Source organism: Afipia sp. GW822-FHT03D08, from assembly GCF_058801645.1.
This window is the reverse complement of sequence record NZ_JBXANK010000002.1, coordinates 113,902-131,050: the sequence shown is the minus strand read 5'-3', so window position 1 is coordinate 131,050 and position 17,149 is coordinate 113,902. Positions and strand designations below refer to the sequence as shown.

Sequence of the window (17,149 nt, the reverse complement as noted above, 5' to 3'; positions counted from 1 at the left end):
GCCGGGTGTCACCGAAGGTGAGCGTTTGGGCGCATGAGCCAATCGTCGATCGAACGATTGAGAGACTATCTCGGGCAGCTTCCGCCGAAGGCGCAGGCGCTGCTGATGCGCGAGTTCGAGCGGGCGATCGAGCGCGGCGAGGACGTCGCCGTTGCGGGCTTCGTGCTCGAGCAACTGCGCATGATCGTGCGCGCCCCCACCGAGGATATGACGCCCCGGACCGACGATCCGATGCGGCGGGTGTTTCGTCCGCTCGAGCCGTTTCTGGTCGAGAGCATTCCCCATGTCAGGCCCGGCCAGATCAGGCGCTCGTCGCTAGCTCCGATCTGGATATGGCTCGGGCGCGAAGGCGCTCCCGATGCCGTTCACGCCTATGAGGCCGCGCTGGCGCAGGCGTCTGCTGCTCCCGACATCAATGCGGCCGTCCGCACCATGCAGGTTGCCGCGTCCGAAGCCATTGCCAATGTGACCGGCGCGCTGTCCAGCGGCGAACGCCAGCGCACGCTCGGACGTCTCGGCGCGCCGAGCGTGGTGGATGACATCGCGCCGATCGGCGCAGTTCTCGCAGCCAGCGATTCACTGGAAAAACTCAACAACAAGCTGACCGGACATATCCGGGTCTTCGCGGATTCCCATATCACCTCGACGATGGCCGCGCTGAATATTCCGTCGCTGCAAACCCCGCAGGTGCTGCCGTTCGCGATCTCGCTGGTGATGCAGCGGCTCGCATCACCCTGGCAGATCGTCCGCCTCGGCATCGCGGTCGCCGCATCCGACGATGAGATCCGCGTGGCCGGTACGCCGTTCGGCGTCACCGTGACAATGGCGATCCACGATCTGTCGCGCGTCGCCGCCGAACTGCGCAACGACATCAAGCGCGGCCAGTTCCAGGACACCTCCAACCATCTCAAGACGCTGCACGACGGCGTCCGCGGCCTGCGCACCGAACTCGACATTCGCTCGGACTCCGCATGGGGCAAGCAGCTCGCCGCGATCCGCTCCGAAATCTCCAATTCGCTGCAATCGGAAATCGACAGCGTGCCCGGCCGCGTGCGCCGGTTGCTGCGGCAGGGGCCGGACAAGGACGTCACCACCGCGAACCGGATCGATCCAGTGGACATCGAGGAGACGGCAGCGCTGATCGATTTCGTCGCGATGTGCCGCAACTACGCCAGCGAGCTTGCCATCAACGAAGTGTCGCTGCGCGCCCATACCGAATTGCAGCACTATGTCGAGAAGGCCACCGAGACGCTGGTGGAATCGCTTCGCACCACCGATCAGCGGGTCCGCACGTTCCGCCTGATGCAGGTGAAGGCCGCCATCCGGTTCTGCGAGGTGATGTTCGGCCCGGATTACGCCTCGCTGATGAGCAAGGCGGCCGAGATGGCGCGGCCGGTCGAACGCAAGGCGGCCGAGCCCGCGAAATCCGCCAGGCAGCCGCGCGCCGGTTGATCTGGCGCAAGGGTGAACACGCGCCCGCGCGCTATGGCCTCCATCTGAAGCTGCGATTCTCAAAAGGCCGCAAGACGGCTTCGAATCCCATTGAATCCGTGACGGAAATGTCAATTGCGCCCATCCGCCAGCCATGGTGTAACCCGGCACGGAACAGCCGCTTGTAACGGTTCTACTTTGCCGGGAACCCTTTGAAATGACACTCTGGTTTGTGTTCGCGCTGATGACTGCCGCAGCGGTATTTGCCGTGCTGTGGCCGCTCGGGCGCGGCAACACCTCGGCGCACGAAGGCAGCGAAGCGGTGGTCTACAAGGATCAGCTCGCCGAGGTTCGGCGCGACGCCGCCGCCGGCATGATCGGAGAAAAAGAGGCGGAAGCGGCGCGCGTCGAGATCAGCCGCCGTCTGCTCGCGGCATCGGAGGCCCATGCGGGTACTCCATCGTTGTCGAGCGTTTCGTTTCGCCGCGCTGTTGCCGTGATCGCGCTCATTGGCCTGCCGCTGGTCGCGGTGGGGCTGTATGCGCAGTTCGGCTCGCCGTCGCTCGGCGACTTTCCGCTCGCGGAACGCAGCCGTACCGCAGTTGCGACCGCGTCGATGGACAAGCTGGTGGCGCAGGTCGAAACCCATCTCGAGAAAAACCCGACCGACGGGCGGGGCTGGGACGTGCTGGCGCCGGTGCTGGCGCGGATCGGCCGCTACGACGACGCGGTGCGCGCCTGGCGCAATTCCATCACCTACAACGGCGAGAGCGCATCGCGCCGCGCCGATCTCGGCGAAGCGATTGCCGCAGCGAGCGGCGGGGTCGTGACCGCCGAATCCAAGGCCGAGTTCGACCGTGCCATCGCGCTCGATCCGAATGAGGTGAAGGCGCGCTATTTCACCGGCCTCGCGGCCGAGCAGGACGGCCGCAAGGACGATGCCATCAATATCTGGCGCGGCATGCTGGCGTCGGCGCCGGCCGATGCGCCGTGGCGTCCGCTGGTGCAGGGCGCGCTGGTGCGCGTTGGAGTGGTTGCGCCCAAGCTGTCCGACGACACGATCGCGGCTGCCAAGGACATGACCGAAGGCGACCGCAACACGATGATCCGCGGCATGGTGGATCGTCTCGCCACGCGGCTGAAGGACAACGGCAACGATGTCGAAGGCTGGTTGCGACTGGTGCGCGCCTATATGGTCCTCGGCGAACGTGACAAGGCGCAGGCTGCGCTGATCGATGCGCGGGGCGCCGTCGGGAACGACGCCGGCCGGTTGCAGCAGTTGAACGATGGTCTCAAGAGCCTTGGACTGGATGGATAGGCTAGTGACAGTCTCGACACCGAAATGCGGCTGCTGCTTTCCTTCACCTCTCCCGTGGGGAGAGGTCGACATGCGCAGCATGTCGGGTGAGGGCGTAGAATCTCTCGATAGATTTAGATCCCCTCACCCCAACCCTCTCCCCAATGGGGAGAGGGAGCAGACCGGAGTGATGGCAGGCATTCAGGTGCAAACGGAAATGATACGATGACGCGCAAACAGCGGCGATTGACATTGATCGGGTGTTCGCTGGCGGTGCTGGCGATTGCGGCGGCGCTCGTCCTCAATGCACTGCGCGACTCCATCCTGTTCTTCTCGACGCCGACCATGGCCGCCGAAAAGCACATCCAGCCGGGCCAGCGCTTTCGCCTCGGCGGCATGGTGCGCGAGGGATCGCTGGTGCGCGGCGAGCAGCTTAAAGTGAAGTTTGAGGTCACCGACGGAAATGCAACCCTGCCGGTGACTTATCAGGGGATTCTTCCAGATCTCTTCCGCGAGGGGCAGGGTATCATTTCCGAAGGCGCGCTCGACGCGCAGGGCGTGTTCAAGGCAGATACGGTCCTCGCCAAGCATGACGAAACCTACATGCCCAAGGCCGTCGCGGACGAACTGAAAAAGACCGGCCACTGGAAGGACGACTACGAGAAGAAGCCGGCGAATGCCCAGAACGTGCAGGGGACCGCGAAGTGATCGCCGAGGCGGGACATTACGCGCTGGTACTGGCGCTGGTTCTGGCGCTGATCCAGTCGGTGGTGCCGGTGATTGGCGCGCGCCTGCGCGATCCGGCGCTGATGAATGTCGCGCGCTCCACCGCGCTGACACAGTTCGCGTTCGCCGCGCTGTCGTTCGCGGCGCTGACCTGGCTGCATGTTACGTCGGACTTCTCGGTTGCGAACGTCTATGAGAATTCCCATTCGCTGAAGCCGATGATCTACAAGATCACCGGCGTATGGGGGAACCATGAAGGCTCGATGCTGCTCTGGGTGCTGATCCTGGCGCTGTTCGGTGCGCTGGTGGCCGCTTTCGGCAACAATCTGCCGCGCACGCTGCGCGCGCTCGTGCTGGCGGCGCAGGCATGGATCGGCGCGGCGTTCTATCTGTTCATTCTCGCCACCTCGAACCCGTTCGCGCGGATCGCCAATCCGCCGATCGAAGGCCGCGACCTCAATCCGATCCTGCAGGACATCGGCCTCGCGATCCATCCGCCGATGCTCTACCTCGGCTATGTCGGCTTCTCGATTTCGTTTTCATTCGCCGTCGCAGCGCTGATCGAAGGCCGCATCGATGCCGCATGGGCGCGGTGGGTGCGGCCATGGACGCTGATGGCATGGATATTCCTGACGCTGGGCATCGCGATGGGGTCGTACTGGGCCTATTACGAACTCGGCTGGGGTGGCTGGTGGTTCTGGGACCCGGTGGAGAATGCTTCGCTGATGCCGTGGCTGGCGGGCACCGCGCTGCTGCATTCGGCGGTGGTGATGGAGAAACGCGACGCGCTGAAGGTCTGGACCATCCTTCTGGCGATCCTGACATTCTCGCTGTCGCTGCTCGGCACCTTCCTGGTGCGCTCCGGTGTGCTGACTTCGGTGCATACCTTCGCCAGCGATCCCGCGCGCGGCGTGTTCATTCTGATGATCCTGTGCCTGTTCATCGGCGGCAGCCTTAGTCTCTATGCGTGGCGTGCGACGGCATTGAAGCAGGGCGGCTTGTTCGCGCCGATTTCGCGCGAAGGCGCGCTGGTGCTGAACAACCTGCTGCTCACAACAGCCTGCGCGACGGTGTTCGTCGGCACGCTGTATCCCCTGGCGCTTGAGGTGCTCACCGGCGACAAGATCTCGGTCGGTGCGCCGTTCTTCAATCTGACATTTGCGCCGCTGTTCCTGCCGCTCTTGCTCGCGGTGCCGTTCGGGCCGCTGCTGGCGTGGAAGCGCGGCGACATCGTCGGCGCGGCGCAGCGCCTGACCGCGGCGGGCATTGTCGCGCTGGTCACCATGGCGGTGCTGTGGGCCTGGACCAAGGGCGGCGGTGCGTTTGCTCCATTGATGATCGGTGTCGCGGCGTTCGTGGTGCTCGGCTCGCTCACTGACATTGTCGAGCGCACGCAACTGTTCCGCGCGCCGTTCGCGATCTCATTGAGCCGCGCACGAGGATTGCCGCGCTCGACCTGGGGCTCGGCCTTTGCGCACGCCGGGCTCGGGATCGCACTGATCGGAATCGTCTGCGAGACGACATGGAACAGCGAGAGCATCGCCTCGATGCAGCCGAAGGATGTCGTCACTGTCGGCGGTTATCAGGTGCGGCTCGATGATGTGACCCAGCAGCAGGGGCCGAATTACCGCGAGGCGATTTCGCACTTCACGGTCATGCAGGACGGCAAGACGGTCGGCATCCTGTCGCCGTCAAAGCGCAATTTCGCGACGCGCGGCATGTCGACCACGGAAGCTGCGCTGCTGACGCGCGGCGCGAGCCAGGTCTATATTTCGCTCGGCGACAGCCACGCTGACGGATCGGTGGCGGTTCGCATCTATCACAAGCCGCTGGTGCTGCTGATCTGGTTCGGGCCGGTGCTGATGGCGTTCGGCGGTTTGCTGTCGCTGACCGACCGGCGGCTCCGCGTTGGTGCGCCGAAGCCGGCAAAGACCAACAAGACTTCCGGCGCGTTGCAGGCTGCGGAGTAGCCGCGATGAAACGCATCCTTCCGGCGTTGCTGGCGATCATGCTGACACTGGCGCCGTCTGTCCTCTTCGCCGTGCAGCCTGACGAGATCATGGCCGATCCGGCGCAGGAGGCGAGGGCGCGCAACCTGTCGCGCGAACTGCGCTGCATGGTCTGCCAAAATCAGTCGATCGACGATTCCGATGCGCCGCTGGCGCGCGATCTGCGTCTGCTGGTGCGCGAGCGGATCGCTGCCGGCAACACCGATCAGCAGGTGATGGACTTTCTGGTCGCCCGTTACGGCGAATTCGTGCTGCTCAAGCCGCGCGTCGAAAGCCGGACGCTGTTGCTATGGCTGATTCCCCCGCTGGTGCTGGCCGGGGGCGGGCTTGCGCTCTGGTACGGCAACCGTCGCCGCAACCGCGCTGCTGCGGCCGAGGAGGGTGCGTCATTCCAACTCACCCCCGAGGAAGAGGCGCGGCTGGAGAAGCTCATCGCGGGCGAGGAACCGCCGAAAACGTCCGTTTAGCGGGCTTTTCGCGCGCCGGTTCCGATCTCGATCCGGCAGGCATGAAGGGCCGCTGCGGCCCTGTTTTTATTACAAAACATTAATTCCCCCGTCAGAGCGCGGTAAGGCCGCGCGCCCCATCTTCCAGAGCACAGGTGCACACATGCACCGCGAGATTCGCACCCTGTTTTCGCGCCCCTCTGGAGATTGTTCATGACTGACCGCCCTACCGATCTTTCCAAACTTCCATCCTACGTCGCTCCCCGCCGTTCCATTTTCTCCGCGCGCAAGTTCGCGCTGATGGCTTCTGTCGTCGCGGGCCTCGGCGTCGCCGCTTATGGTCTCAGCCCGTCGAATGACTTCGACCTGCTGACCACGACCGCGCATGCGCAGGTCAACAAGGACGTCCGTCAGGTTCAGCAGCCGATCGGCTTTGCCGATATCGTTGAGCGCGTGAAGCCCTCGGTGGTCTCGGTGCGCGTCAAGATCGCGGAGAAGGTGACCACGGGTGAAAACGCGAGCCCGGAAGATAACCCGTTCCCGCCGAACTCGCCGATGGAGCGCTTCTTCCGCCGCTTCGGCGGTCCGGATGGATTCCCCGGTGGCCGTGGCGGCCGCGGTGGACGTGGCGGTGGTCAGATGACCGGGCAGGGCTCGGGCTTCTTCATCTCGGCTGACGGTTTCGCCGTGACCAACAATCATGTGGTCGATGGCGCCGACAAGGTCGAAGTCACCGCGGACGACGGCAAGGTTCACACCGCGAAGGTGATCGGCACCGATCCGCGCACCGATCTCGCGCTGATCAAGGTCGATGGCGTCAGCAACATGCCGTTCGCTAAATTGTCCGACGGTCAGCCGCGCATCGGCGACTGGGTGCTTGCGGTCGGCAATCCGTTCGGCCTCGGCGGCACCGTGACCGCTGGCATCGTTTCAGCCCGCGGCCGTGACATCGGCAACGGTCCGTATGACGATTTCATCCAGATCGACGCGCCCGTGAACAAGGGCAACTCGGGTGGTCCGACCTTCAACACCGAAGGCGATGTTGTCGGCGTGAACACTGCGATTTATTCGCCGTCGGGCGGCAGCGTCGGCATTGCCTTCGCGATCCCGGCGTCGACCGTGAAGAGTGTCGTGCAGCAGCTCAAGGACAAGGGCACGGTCAGCCGCGGCTGGATCGGTGTGCAGATCCAGCAGGTGACGCCTGAGATCGCCGAAAGCCTCGGTCTGAAGAAGACCGAAGGCGCGCTGGTTGCGGAGCCGCAGGCCAATGGTCCGGCCGCGAAGGCGGGCGTCGAATCCGGTGACGTGATCACGCGGGTGAACGACCAGCCGGTGAAGGATGCGCGCGAACTCGCCCGCACCATCGGCAGCATGGCGCCGGGTCAGACGGTCAAGCTGGTCGTGGTTCACAAGGGCCAGGACAAGATCCTCAGCATGACGCTCGGCGAATTGCCGAACGCCAAGGCTGCAAGTGCCGATACCGATCAGAAGGACAGTGGCAAGTCGGGCCGCGGCACCGTCACCGTGCCGAACCTCGGTCTGACGCTGGCTCCGGCGAACAGCGTTGCCGGTGCGGGCAAGGAAGGCGTGGTCGTGACCGACGTCGATCCGAACAGCCCGTCGGCTGAGCGCGGCTTCAAGGAAGGCGACGTCATTCTCGAAGTCGCCGGCAAGCTGGTTTCGAACCCGGCTGAAGTCCGCGAGGCGATCAACACCGCGCGCAGCGAGAACAAGAACAGCGTTCTGGTTCGCGTGAAGTCCGGAGACTCGTCGCGCTTCGTCGCGATGCCGGTCGCCAAGGGCTAAGGCATGATCCCGAAAAGTGGGCACCGGTTTTCGGATCAGATCATGCCCACTTCGATAGTTAAGCATCCGCGCAGGCGGGTGAGGAATGGGGAGTTGTCGCCGGCAAAGTAGCCCCCGCCGACGGCTCCTTCCCGGGGGCGGGCCAAAAGCCCGTCCCTTGAAATCAAGGCATGATGCGATTTTCAGCATCATGCAGGGATGCTTTCGATGGAAAACGCCCCCCTCCGTCGAAAGCGGCGCGATCGCACTCCAGTCGGTCGTGCAATGCGGGCGGCGAAGTCCCCCAGCTTCGCCGCCCGTTCTCTTTCTCTTGTCGGGGCTGGCGGCCGCGGGCACGTCGCTCGCTGCCTTGCAAGAGGACGATCATCGCGCCATGGTGATACAAAGCTCCGCTGCTCAGACCCAGACCGAATCACAGATGCGACTGCTCATCGTTGAAGACGACCGCGAGTCGGCGGACTATCTCGTGAAGGCATTTCGCGAGGTCGGCCATATCGCCGACCATGCGGGCGACGGCGAGGAGGGCCTTGCGCTGGCGGAGTCCGGCGATTACGACGTGCTCGTGATCGACCGCATGCTGCCCAAGCGTGACGGACTGTCGATCATCGGCACGCTGCGCAGCAAGGGCAATCATACGCCCGCGCTGATCCTCTCGGCGCTCGGCCAGGTCGATGACCGCATCAAGGGACTTCGTGCCGGCGGCGACGACTATCTGCCGAAGCCTTATTCATTCGCGGAACTGCTGGCGCGCGTCGAAGTGCTGTCCCGCCGTCATGGAGGCCCGGCCGAGGAGACGACCTATCGCGTCGGCGATCTCGAACTCGATCGGCTGTCGCATCAGGTCAAGCGCGGCGCCACCGAGATCACGTTGCAGCCACGTGAATTCCGGCTGCTGGAATATTTGATGAAGCATGCCGGGCAGGTCGTCACCCGCACCATGCTGCTGGAAAACGTGTGGGACTATCACTTCGATCCGCAGACCAATGTGATCGACGTGCATATTTCGCGGCTGCGCTCCAAGATCGACAAGGGGCACGACAAGCCGCTGCTGCACACCATCCGTGGTGCCGGATACATGATCCGTGACGGCATTCGGTAAACTGATCCGGACGACAGCGTTCCGGCTGACGCTGGTCTATCTGTTCCTGTTCGCGCTGTTCGCGGCATCGCTGCTGGGCTACTTCGCCTGGAACACGCGGCGCATGATCACCGAGCAGATCACCGACACCGTCAACTCCGAACTGAGCGAACTCACCGAGCAATATACCAAGGGCGGTCTGCGCGGGCTGGTCGCTGCCGTCGAGGGCCGCGCGCTGCGTCCGGGCGCCAATCTTTATCTGGTGACAACCCCGCAGGGGCAGGGCGTCGCCGGCAATGTCGCCTCGCTTGAGCCGGGGGTGATGGATCATCCTGGCTGGGCCGAGACGTTTTACAAACGGCTGGAAGAAACCGACACCAAGAGCCACTTCGCGCTGGTGAGAGTGTCCCAACTATCCGGCGGCTTCCGGATTCTGGTGGGACGCGATCTGGAAGAGCGGCGTCGGCTGTTCGGCATCGTGGCCAAGGCAGCGCAATGGTCGGTGCTGATCGTGGTCGTTCTCGGCCTCGGCGGCGGCGTATTCGTCGCCCGCCGCGTGCTGCGCCGGATCGACGCCATGACCGGGACCACGCAGCGGATCATGGCGGGCGATCTTAGCGAGCGATTGCCGGTGGGCCGAAGCGGCGACGAGATCGACCGGCTCGCGGAAAATCTCAATGCGATGCTGGAACGCATCGAGGCGCTGATGGCCGGACTGAAAGAAGTGTCCGATAACATCGCCCACGATCTCAAGACGCCGCTGACGCGGCTGCGCAATCGCGCCGAAGAAGCGCTGGCGAAATCCAGCAATGAAGGCGAGTACCGCGCGGCGCTGGAACGCACCATCGATGAATCCGATGGCCTGATCCGAACCTTCAATGCACTGCTGATGATCGCACGCGCGGAGTCCGGTCAGGCGCGCGACAACATGACCGATTTCGACGCGGCTGAAGTCGCCCACGGCATCCACGAACTGTATGAGCCGCTGGCGGAAGACAAGGGCCTGACCCTCGAAGTCGCCGCCGACGCCGCCATGATCCACGGCAACCGCGAACTCGTCAGCCAGGCGCTGGCCAATCTGGTCGAGAACGCCATCAAGTACGGTCAGCCGGTGGCTCCGCGTCGAGACGGCGGGACCAAATCGCCCGATATCCTGATCGAGGCGCGGCGGGACGGGGACAATGTTCTTCTCAGTGTCACGGACCACGGACCCGGCATTCCGGAGGCCGACCGCCAGCGCGCGGTCGAGCGGTTTGTCCGCCTCGAGGCCAGCCGCACCCAGCCCGGGTCGGGGCTCGGTTTGAGTCTGGCATCGGCTGTCGCAACGTTGCATGGTGGCGACCTGCGACTCGCCGACAGCCAGCCGGGGCTGCGCGTGACGCTTGTGATCCCGAGCCGGGGCGTGGAACAGAAGACTGTATGAGTTCACCTGAGATGGGCCGCGCCGACCGGCCCACCCTGGCGGCCCGCTTCGTGGCGGGACCGAAACTGTTTGCATCGCAGGACGCCGAGCGGCGGCTGGCCGACTGGCTGGGCGACGTGCCGCCTGACGTCGCGACCGCGCTCAGGAAGGTGTCAGGTTCCTTCCCGCATGCCAAAGCGATCCTTGAAGGTATCGCGGAAGCCTCGCCCTATCTGTTCGACCTGATGCGCGCCGATGCGGGCCGCGTCTTGCGACTCCTTCAATGCAATCCCGACGATCATCTCGCGGCGCTGATCGAGAAGGCGGTGGCCGATGTCGCCGCCGCTGCGACCGAAGCCGATGTGATGATTGTGCTTCGCCGGATCAAATCCGAAGCCGCATTGATGATCGCGCTGTGCGACATCGGCGGCGTCTGGCCGGTGATGCGGGTGACGCGGGCTCTCACCGACGTTGCGGTGACCTCCGTTCAGTGCGCCATCCGTTTTCTGCTCAAGCAGGAAGCGGCACGCGGACGTTTGTTGCCTCCCGATGCGGAACATCCCGAAATCGGCAGCGGCCTCGTCGTGCTCGCCATGGGCAAGATGGGGGCGGGCGAACTGAATTACTCCAGCGACATCGACCTGATCGTGTTCTACGAGCTGGAAGCGCCGACACTGGCCGAGGGCATCGAGCCGTCGCCATTCTTCGTCAAGGTTGCGCAGGGGCTTTCGCGCCTGCTGCAGCAGCGCACCGCCGACGGTTACGTGTTCCGCGTCGATCTGCGGCTGCGGCCCGATCCGGCGTCTACGCCGGTGGCGATCTCGACGGCGGCGGCGCTGCATTACTACGAGCGCGAGGGCCGCACCTGGGAGCGTGCCGCGATGATCAAGGCGCTGCCTTGCGCCGGCGACCAGAAGGCCGGCAACGCTTTGCTGGCAGAGATCGCTCCGTTCGTCTGGCGCAAGCATCTGGACTTCGCGGCACTCGCCGACGTCCATGACATGAAGCGGCAGATGCAGACGTTCCGTGGCCAGAACGAGATTTCGGTCGAGGGCCACAACGTCAAGGTCGGCCGCGGCGGCATTCGCGAGATCGAGTTCTTCGCGCAGACCCAGCAACTGATCGCGGGCGGGCGGCATCCCGAACTGCGGGTGCGCCCGACGCTGGAAGCGCTGAACATTCTCGCTGCGAGCAACTGGATTACGAACGAGGCTCGCGACGAGCTGACCTCGGCCTATGACTTCCTGCGGCGGGTCGAGCATCGCCTGCAGATGATCGCGGATGAGCAGACCCACACGTTGCCGGCCGAAGCCGAGGCCGTCGAACGGTTCGCGCGGTTCTTCGGCTACGACGATCGTGCCGCTTTCGCGAAGGATCTGCTGGCGCATCTGAACTGCGTGCAGAACCATTACAGCCGCCTGTTCGAGGGCGATCCGACCGGCACCGAGAAATTGCCGGACATCGATTACAGCAAGGGCCCCGACGACAACCGGTTGCTCGAGCATCTGCTGACGCTCGGTTTCAAGAAGCCCAAGATGGTCGCGGAAACCGTTCAGCGCTGGATGAGCGGCGAGTATCGCGTGTTCAAGGTCGAGGCGACGCGGCTGGCCTTCAACGAATTCGTGCCCGACCTGATCCGCGGCCTGTCGCGGGCCGAGGAGCCGGACGATGCGGTGACGGCGTTCGACCGCTTCCTGCAGGCGCTGCAGCGGGGTGGGCGGTTGATCTCACTGCTGAGCCAGAACAAGGACTTGGTGGCGCTGGTCGCGCTGGTGCTTGGTGCAGCGCCGCGCCTGAGCGACATGCTGGCGCGGCAGCCGCAGATCATGGATGGCCTGATCGATCCGCGCTTCTTCGGCGCGATGCCCGACCAGAATGAATTGTCAGCACGGCTCGAGTCGACGTTGGCTGATGCGAATTCATATGAGGAGTTTCTGGATCGGTTGCGGTTATTCGGGCAGGAAAGCCTGTTCCTGATCGGCACGCGCATCCTGTCCGGCACGGTCTCGGCGCAGCACGCCAGCGTTGCCTTCGCCGACGTGGCCGAGGGTATCGCGCATACGGTGCATGGCCTCGTCATGGACCAGTTCGCGGAGCAGCACGGCCGGATCAAAGGTCAGGAAACCGCCATCGTCGCGATGGGCAAGCTCGGCAGCCGCGAGATGACGGCGTCGTCCGATCTCGACCTGATCCTGATTTACGATTTTGACCATGAAGCGCCGGAGTCCGACGGCAACCGTCCGCTGGAGGGATCGCAGTATTTCGCGCGGCTGACCCAGCGCCTGATCAGCGCGTTCACCACGCGCACCAACTACGGCGTGTTGTATGAGGTCGATATGCGGCTGCGGCCGTCCGGCCGCGCCGGTCCGCTGGCCTCGCGCATCGATTCCTTCGCCGAGTATCAGGAGCACGAGGCCTGGACCTGGGAGCACATGGCGCTGACGCGCGCCCGCGTCATCTCGGCGTCGCCGGCGTTCCAGGCCAAGATCGAAGCCGTCATCCGCGATGTGCTGACCCGCAAGCGCGAGACCGGCATCATTGCCAACGACGTTCTCGAAATGCGCCGCGCCATCGCCGAGGAAAGAGGCGAGAGCGACATCTGGGACCTGAAGAACGCCGCCGGCGGCATGGTCGATATCGAGTTCATCGCCCAGTATCTTCAGCTCATTCACGCGGCGGAGAAGCCGGAGATTCTCAATGTCAGCACGGTGCAGGTGCTGGACAATGCTGCGCGGCTTGGGGTGCTACCGCAATCCGATGCCGATACCCTGCGGGCGGCATCGCGGCTCTATCACGATCTCACACAAATCATCCGTCTCTGCGTGATCGGGAAATTCAAACCAGAGACAGCTGGGGAGGATCTTCTGCGGGTGCTGACGCGGGCTGGAGACGCGCCGGACTTTTCGGCGCTTGAGGCGCGGGTGCGCGAGACGCAGAACGAGGTGCGCGAGGTTTTCCTGAAGCTGCTTGAGGGATCGCCTCGGCAATAATGCTTGGTGCGGGGTGTTCGCCGTGTCCGCACGGCAGCGTCACGCAGACTATGGTTCCCACGCCCAGCTTCGAGCGCAGCTTCATCGAGCCGCCGTGCAGGTTTGTCAGCGACTTGGCGATGGCCAGTCCCAGCCCCGAGCCGTGATAGCTCTTGGTGAGCTGGCTTTCGACCTGCTCGAACGGCCGGCCGAGTTTCGCCAGCGACTGGCGCGCGATGCCGATGCCGCTATCGGCGATGGTGAGCACGATCGAGCCGTTGCGCATCCGGCTGCGCACGGTGATCTTGCCATTGTCGGGGGTGAACTTCACCGCATTGGACAGAAGGTTGACCGCGATCTGCTTCATGGCGCGGCGGTCGGCGACGATCGGGATCGCGCCGCGAATATCGGCATTCACTGTCAGGTTCTTGTTTTCTGCCCGGCCGGAGACGACGCGCAGGGACTCGGTCAGGGTCTGCGCCAGGTCGAGCGGCTCGTAATCGAGCTTCATGCGTCCGGCTTCGATCTTCGACATGTCGAGAATATCGTTGATGACGTCCAGCAGGTAGTTTCCGCTGGTCATGATGTCGTTGCAGTACTCTTGATACTTCTCGGAGCCGAGCGCGCCGAACATGCCGCTGCCCATCACTTCCGAGAAACCGATGATGGCGTTAAGGGGGGTGCGCAGTTCGTGGCTCATGTTGGCGAGGAATTTCGACTTGGTCTGGTTGGCTTCCTCGGCCCGGGTCTTTTCCTCGGCATATTTCTGCGCGAGTTCGGCGAGCAACTGGGCCTGCCGCTCAAGCTCGGCCTGCGAGCGCTTGAGGTCGATCACGTTGGCGGTGAGGCGGAGATCGTTGTCGATCAGTTTCTGCTCATGCAGCTTGATCTGGGTAATGTCGGTGCCGACCGACACGTAGCCGCCGTCCTTGGTCCGGCGTTCGCTGATGTTGAGCCAGCTTCCGTCTTCCAGTTGTGCCTCGAAGGTGCGGGCGCCGGGGGCGAGGGAGTTCGGCAGCCGGGTGCGGATTTCCGGCATGCTGCCGACTTCGATCAGGGTCTCGTAGGAGGTGCCTTGCTTCACCGCGGAGTCGGGGAGCTTGTGCAGGCGCTTGAAGTGCGAATTGCAGAGCACGAGGCGGTTGTCGGCGTCCCACAGCACGAAGGCTTCCGGGATTGTCTCGATGGCGTCGCGCAGCCGCAGGTCGGCTTCGACGGTCTTCTCGGCGAGGCTCTTCTGCTCGGTGATGTCGACGGCGATGCCGATCAGGTGGCAGCCGTTGTCATTCTGGCCCTGGCTGAGCTCGCAGCGCACGCGCAGCCAGATCCAGTGGCCGTTGGCATGGCGCATGCGGAACGTCTGGTCGATGTGATCGAGTTTGCCGGAAACGAGCTGGTCAGCAATGTGGAAGAGGTCGATGTCGTCGGTTTTGACCAGCGCATTGATTTCGCCGAAGGTCAGCAGGTCGCTGCGGCTTTCGAGGCCAAGCAGTTCGAACATCGACTGCGACCAGAAGATGCGTCCGCGTGAGAGGTCCCAGTCCCACAATCCGCAGCGGCCACGATTCAGCGCGGTATCGATCCGGGCGCGCACGGCGTCGTTGATCAAGTCGCCTTCACGGGCGCGGGTGGACTGCCAGTGGAATGCGAAGCCGAGGATCAGCACGACAAAGCCGGTGGTGGCGGACAGCGTGATCTGCAGGGCGGCATCCGAGCGCCAGGGAGATTCGACCTGTTCCTGAACCACGACGACCTGACCGGGCATCGATTTCACGATGCGCTGGGCGGCGAGGGCGCGGGAGGTGTTGGGAAGATTGACTTCGACCACGCTGGTTTGTGTTCCCTGCAAGGTCAGCAACTGCGTGGCGCTGAGGACGTCGATCAGGCGGTTGGCGTCGTCGTTTGGAACATCGATGGACACCCGCGCGATGATGCTCTGGTCGGGGCTGGTCACGATGATATGGCGGCCGGCGGCGGTGCCCCAAGAAGGCACCAAGCCGGGCAACAGGCTCTGAAGCCGCTCGGCCGACGCCGCACGGTCCTGACGCGTCAGGACGATGCGGTCGAGACGTTCCGCCAGCACATCTGCCAGCGCTGAGAGGTCGCGTTTGACCGACGCGCGCTTTTGCCGGGTCTGGTCGAGGACCTGGACGAAGGCGCCGATGCAGATGGTGATGAGAAAAGCGATGATCAGGGTGGGAACGGCGCGCCGCAGCGTCGGCTCCGCGATCAGCAGCCGGTGATATGCCGGCTTCGCGATCGACTGTGCCAATCCCTTGATAGAATCGGATTGGACACACGTGGTCGCTGCGTGCGAACGCGCCATTCCTTGCCCCTCGAATTTTCTTGTCTGCACCCCGTTCGGGAGGTTTTCCCCAACCCTCCGAATCAATGTGATTTGAATCCAGTTTTCGGGGGCTGTCGAGAGTCAACGAATCGTTAATGCGAAATAAATCTTGTCCAAAGGAGAATCCGACTTGTTTCGATGATGAAAGTTGAGTCCGAAACGAGAACGGAGGCGCTGATCGTCAGCGCGCGGGCTCGGCGTGACTGATGACGCGCTTCACGGATGGAAACGCGCGGCGCAGGGCGCGTTCGATCTCATCCACCTTCTCATGAACATTGATGACGCTCATTGAGGGGACCGCGCGGCAGTGGAAGTTCACAATCTCGCCGGCCTCGGTATCGCGCACCCGCACATTATGCACGTCGTGGATCGCGCCGCTCTCGGCCGCGTATTGAGACAGCGCCTTCTGGATGGCTTCGACGCGATCCGCGCCGGCATCGGTGCCGTGGGGAAGCTCCGGCTCGAGCGGCTCAATATGGGTGTCGACCTCGACGTCAGCGCCGAATTCATCGCGGATGGCATGTTCAAGCCGGTGCGCGATGTCATGAGCCTCGTCCAGCGGCATGTCGCCATCGACTTCGAGGTCGATGCTGACGGTCAGTTTCCCGCCGAGGTCGTGGACCGTCACATGATGGATTGCGAGGCCCGAGTTGCGGGCGATCACCATGATCCGCTCGCGCACGCTTTCATTGCTGCGGGCGACCGGCACCGCGGTAAAGGTCAGGTCGGCGTCGTGAAGCGCTGTGGTCACCGCATCCTGCGCCTTGCGCTTGATGCTGTCGATGCGATCGATGGGATAGGTGCGGGGGACCTGCACGGTCGCATCGACAAAATGCCGGGCGCCGACCATCCGCACACGCAGCCGCTCCAGATCGACAACGCCGGGAATGCCGCGGATCGCTTCCTCGGCCTTCTCGGACGCGCCGTCGGGCGCGCGGTCCAGCAGGGTCTCGATGGTGGATTTGCCGAGCCGCAATCCCAGAATTGAAATCAGCACCGCGACGGCGATGGCCGCGCCGGCGTCGCCCCAGGCATAACCGAAGGCAGCCAGCCCGAGACCGATGATAACGGCGAACGAGCCCAGCACGTCGGAAGCGAAGTGCAGCGCGTCGGCTTCCAGCGCCTGACTCTTGGTTTCCATGGCTGTCTTGTGGAGCGCCCGTGCGCGCCAGAAGTTCACCACGATGTCCACGACCAGCACCACGAACGGCAGGGCGGTCAATGTCGGCGGCGCTACGCCTTCACGCAGGCGGCTGTAGGCCTCGACCACGATGCCGCCGGCCAGAATATAGAGCAGGGCGATCACGCCCAGCGCCGAAAGGCTTTCGAGCTTGCCATGGCCGTAATGATGTTCGGCGTCGGCTGGCTTGTCGGACACCCGCACCACGATCCATGTCACCACGGTGGCGATCAGATCGACGGACGAATGCAGCGCCTCGGAAATCAGCGCGAGGCTGCCGATGGCCACGCCCACGACGAATTTGATCGCGGCCATGCTGGCGCTGGCGGCGATCGATATGGCGGCTACGCGTTGTTTGACTGCGCTCATCGGACCCTCAATGCGCGCGTCTTGTCACGCCCTTTGCAGCGCACGTCAACGCGAGAGTTCGCGACTCCAAATGCGTATCATTCGCAGTT

Annotated in this window: 10 protein-coding genes and 1 pseudogene; 9 read left to right on the top strand and 2 right to left on the bottom strand. The window is 63.9% G+C overall.

Annotated features, from left to right (window positions below):
* The first annotated feature begins 33 nt into the window (after positions 1–33).
* The 9 genes and pseudogenes from AC1RM7_RS15685 to AC1RM7_RS15645 form a co-directional block, all read left to right on the top strand.
* A complete protein-coding gene (locus tag AC1RM7_RS15685; protein ID WP_492839264.1) occupies positions 34–1,452 on the top strand; it encodes a hypothetical protein in 1,419 nt (472 codons plus the stop codon).
* 196 nt (positions 1,453–1,648) lie between these two features.
* A complete protein-coding gene (gene ccmI, locus AC1RM7_RS15680; RefSeq protein ID WP_024921023.1) occupies positions 1,649–2,749 on the top strand; it encodes a c-type cytochrome biogenesis protein CcmI in 1,101 nt (366 codons plus the stop codon).
* A gap of 204 nt (positions 2,750–2,953) precedes the next feature.
* Positions 2,954–3,436, top strand: coding sequence for a cytochrome c maturation protein CcmE (ccmE, locus tag AC1RM7_RS15675; protein WP_024921022.1), 483 nt, complete (start codon positions 2,954–2,956; stop codon positions 3,434–3,436).
* The gene (locus AC1RM7_RS15670; protein WP_024921021.1) at positions 3,433–5,424 is read left to right on the top strand and encodes a heme lyase CcmF/NrfE family subunit; all 1,992 of its coding nucleotides are present in this window, start codon (positions 3,433–3,435) and stop codon (positions 5,422–5,424) included. Before ccmE ends, AC1RM7_RS15670 begins: the two co-directional genes overlap by 4 nt.
* A 5-nt stretch (positions 5,425–5,429) precedes the next feature.
* On the top strand, positions 5,430–5,930 hold the full coding sequence (locus AC1RM7_RS15665; protein ID WP_006019857.1) for a cytochrome c-type biogenesis protein: 501 nt from the start codon (positions 5,430–5,432) through the stop codon (positions 5,928–5,930).
* 192 nt (positions 5,931–6,122) lie between these two features.
* Positions 6,123–7,715 (top strand): Do family serine endopeptidase, encoded by a 1,593-nt coding sequence (locus AC1RM7_RS15660; RefSeq protein ID WP_024921020.1) that lies wholly within the window; start codon positions 6,123–6,125, stop codon positions 7,713–7,715.
* A gap of 373 nt (positions 7,716–8,088) precedes the next feature.
* The gene (locus tag AC1RM7_RS15655) at positions 8,089–8,814 is read left to right on the top strand and encodes a response regulator transcription factor (RefSeq protein WP_024921019.1); all 726 of its coding nucleotides are present in this window, start codon (positions 8,089–8,091) and stop codon (positions 8,812–8,814) included.
* A complete protein-coding gene (locus AC1RM7_RS15650) occupies positions 8,798–10,216 on the top strand; it encodes a sensor histidine kinase (protein ID WP_024921018.1) in 1,419 nt (472 codons plus the stop codon). The genes AC1RM7_RS15655 and AC1RM7_RS15650 overlap by 17 nt, the downstream gene beginning before the upstream one ends.
* Positions 10,213–13,110, top strand: a pseudogene (locus AC1RM7_RS15645) (bifunctional [glutamine synthetase] adenylyltransferase/[glutamine synthetase]-adenylyl-L-tyrosine phosphorylase); the annotation flags it as partial. The gene AC1RM7_RS15650 and the pseudogene AC1RM7_RS15645, both read left to right, overlap by 4 nt.
* Here AC1RM7_RS15645 and AC1RM7_RS15640 read toward each other — a convergent pair.
* Entirely contained in the window at positions 13,031–15,490 is a 2,460-nt protein-coding gene (locus tag AC1RM7_RS15640) for a PAS domain-containing sensor histidine kinase (RefSeq protein WP_006019862.1), read from the bottom strand. The pseudogene AC1RM7_RS15645 and the gene AC1RM7_RS15640 sit on opposite strands and share 80 nt — an antisense overlap.
* Positions 15,491–15,692: 202 nt before the next feature.
* Positions 15,693–17,060, bottom strand: a complete 1,368-nt coding sequence (locus AC1RM7_RS15635) for a cation diffusion facilitator family transporter (protein ID WP_024921016.1) — start codon at positions 17,058–17,060, stop codon at positions 15,693–15,695.
* Positions 17,061–17,149 lie beyond the last annotated feature (89 nt).

Excerpts from the sequence above, each read along its gene's own strand:
- AC1RM7_RS15685 (WP_492839264.1), top strand. The coding sequence starts at position 34 with ATGAGCCAATCGTCGATCGAACGATTGAGAGACTATCTCGGGCAGCTT.
- AC1RM7_RS15635 (WP_024921016.1), bottom strand. The coding sequence starts at position 17,060 with ATGAGCGCAGTCAAACAACGCGTAGCCGCCATATCGATCGCCGCCAGC.
- ccmE (WP_024921022.1), top strand. The coding sequence starts at position 2,954 with ATGACGCGCAAACAGCGGCGATTGACATTGATCGGGTGTTCGCTGGCG.
- AC1RM7_RS15665 (WP_006019857.1), top strand. The coding sequence starts at position 5,430 with ATGAAACGCATCCTTCCGGCGTTGCTGGCGATCATGCTGACACTGGCG.
- AC1RM7_RS15660 (WP_024921020.1), top strand. The coding sequence starts at position 6,123 with ATGACTGACCGCCCTACCGATCTTTCCAAACTTCCATCCTACGTCGCT.
- AC1RM7_RS15655 (WP_024921019.1), top strand. The coding sequence starts at position 8,089 with ATGGTGATACAAAGCTCCGCTGCTCAGACCCAGACCGAATCACAGATG.
- AC1RM7_RS15640 (WP_006019862.1), bottom strand. The coding sequence starts at position 15,490 with ATGGCGCGTTCGCACGCAGCGACCACGTGTGTCCAATCCGATTCTATC.
- ccmI (WP_024921023.1), top strand. The coding sequence starts at position 1,649 with ATGACACTCTGGTTTGTGTTCGCGCTGATGACTGCCGCAGCGGTATTT.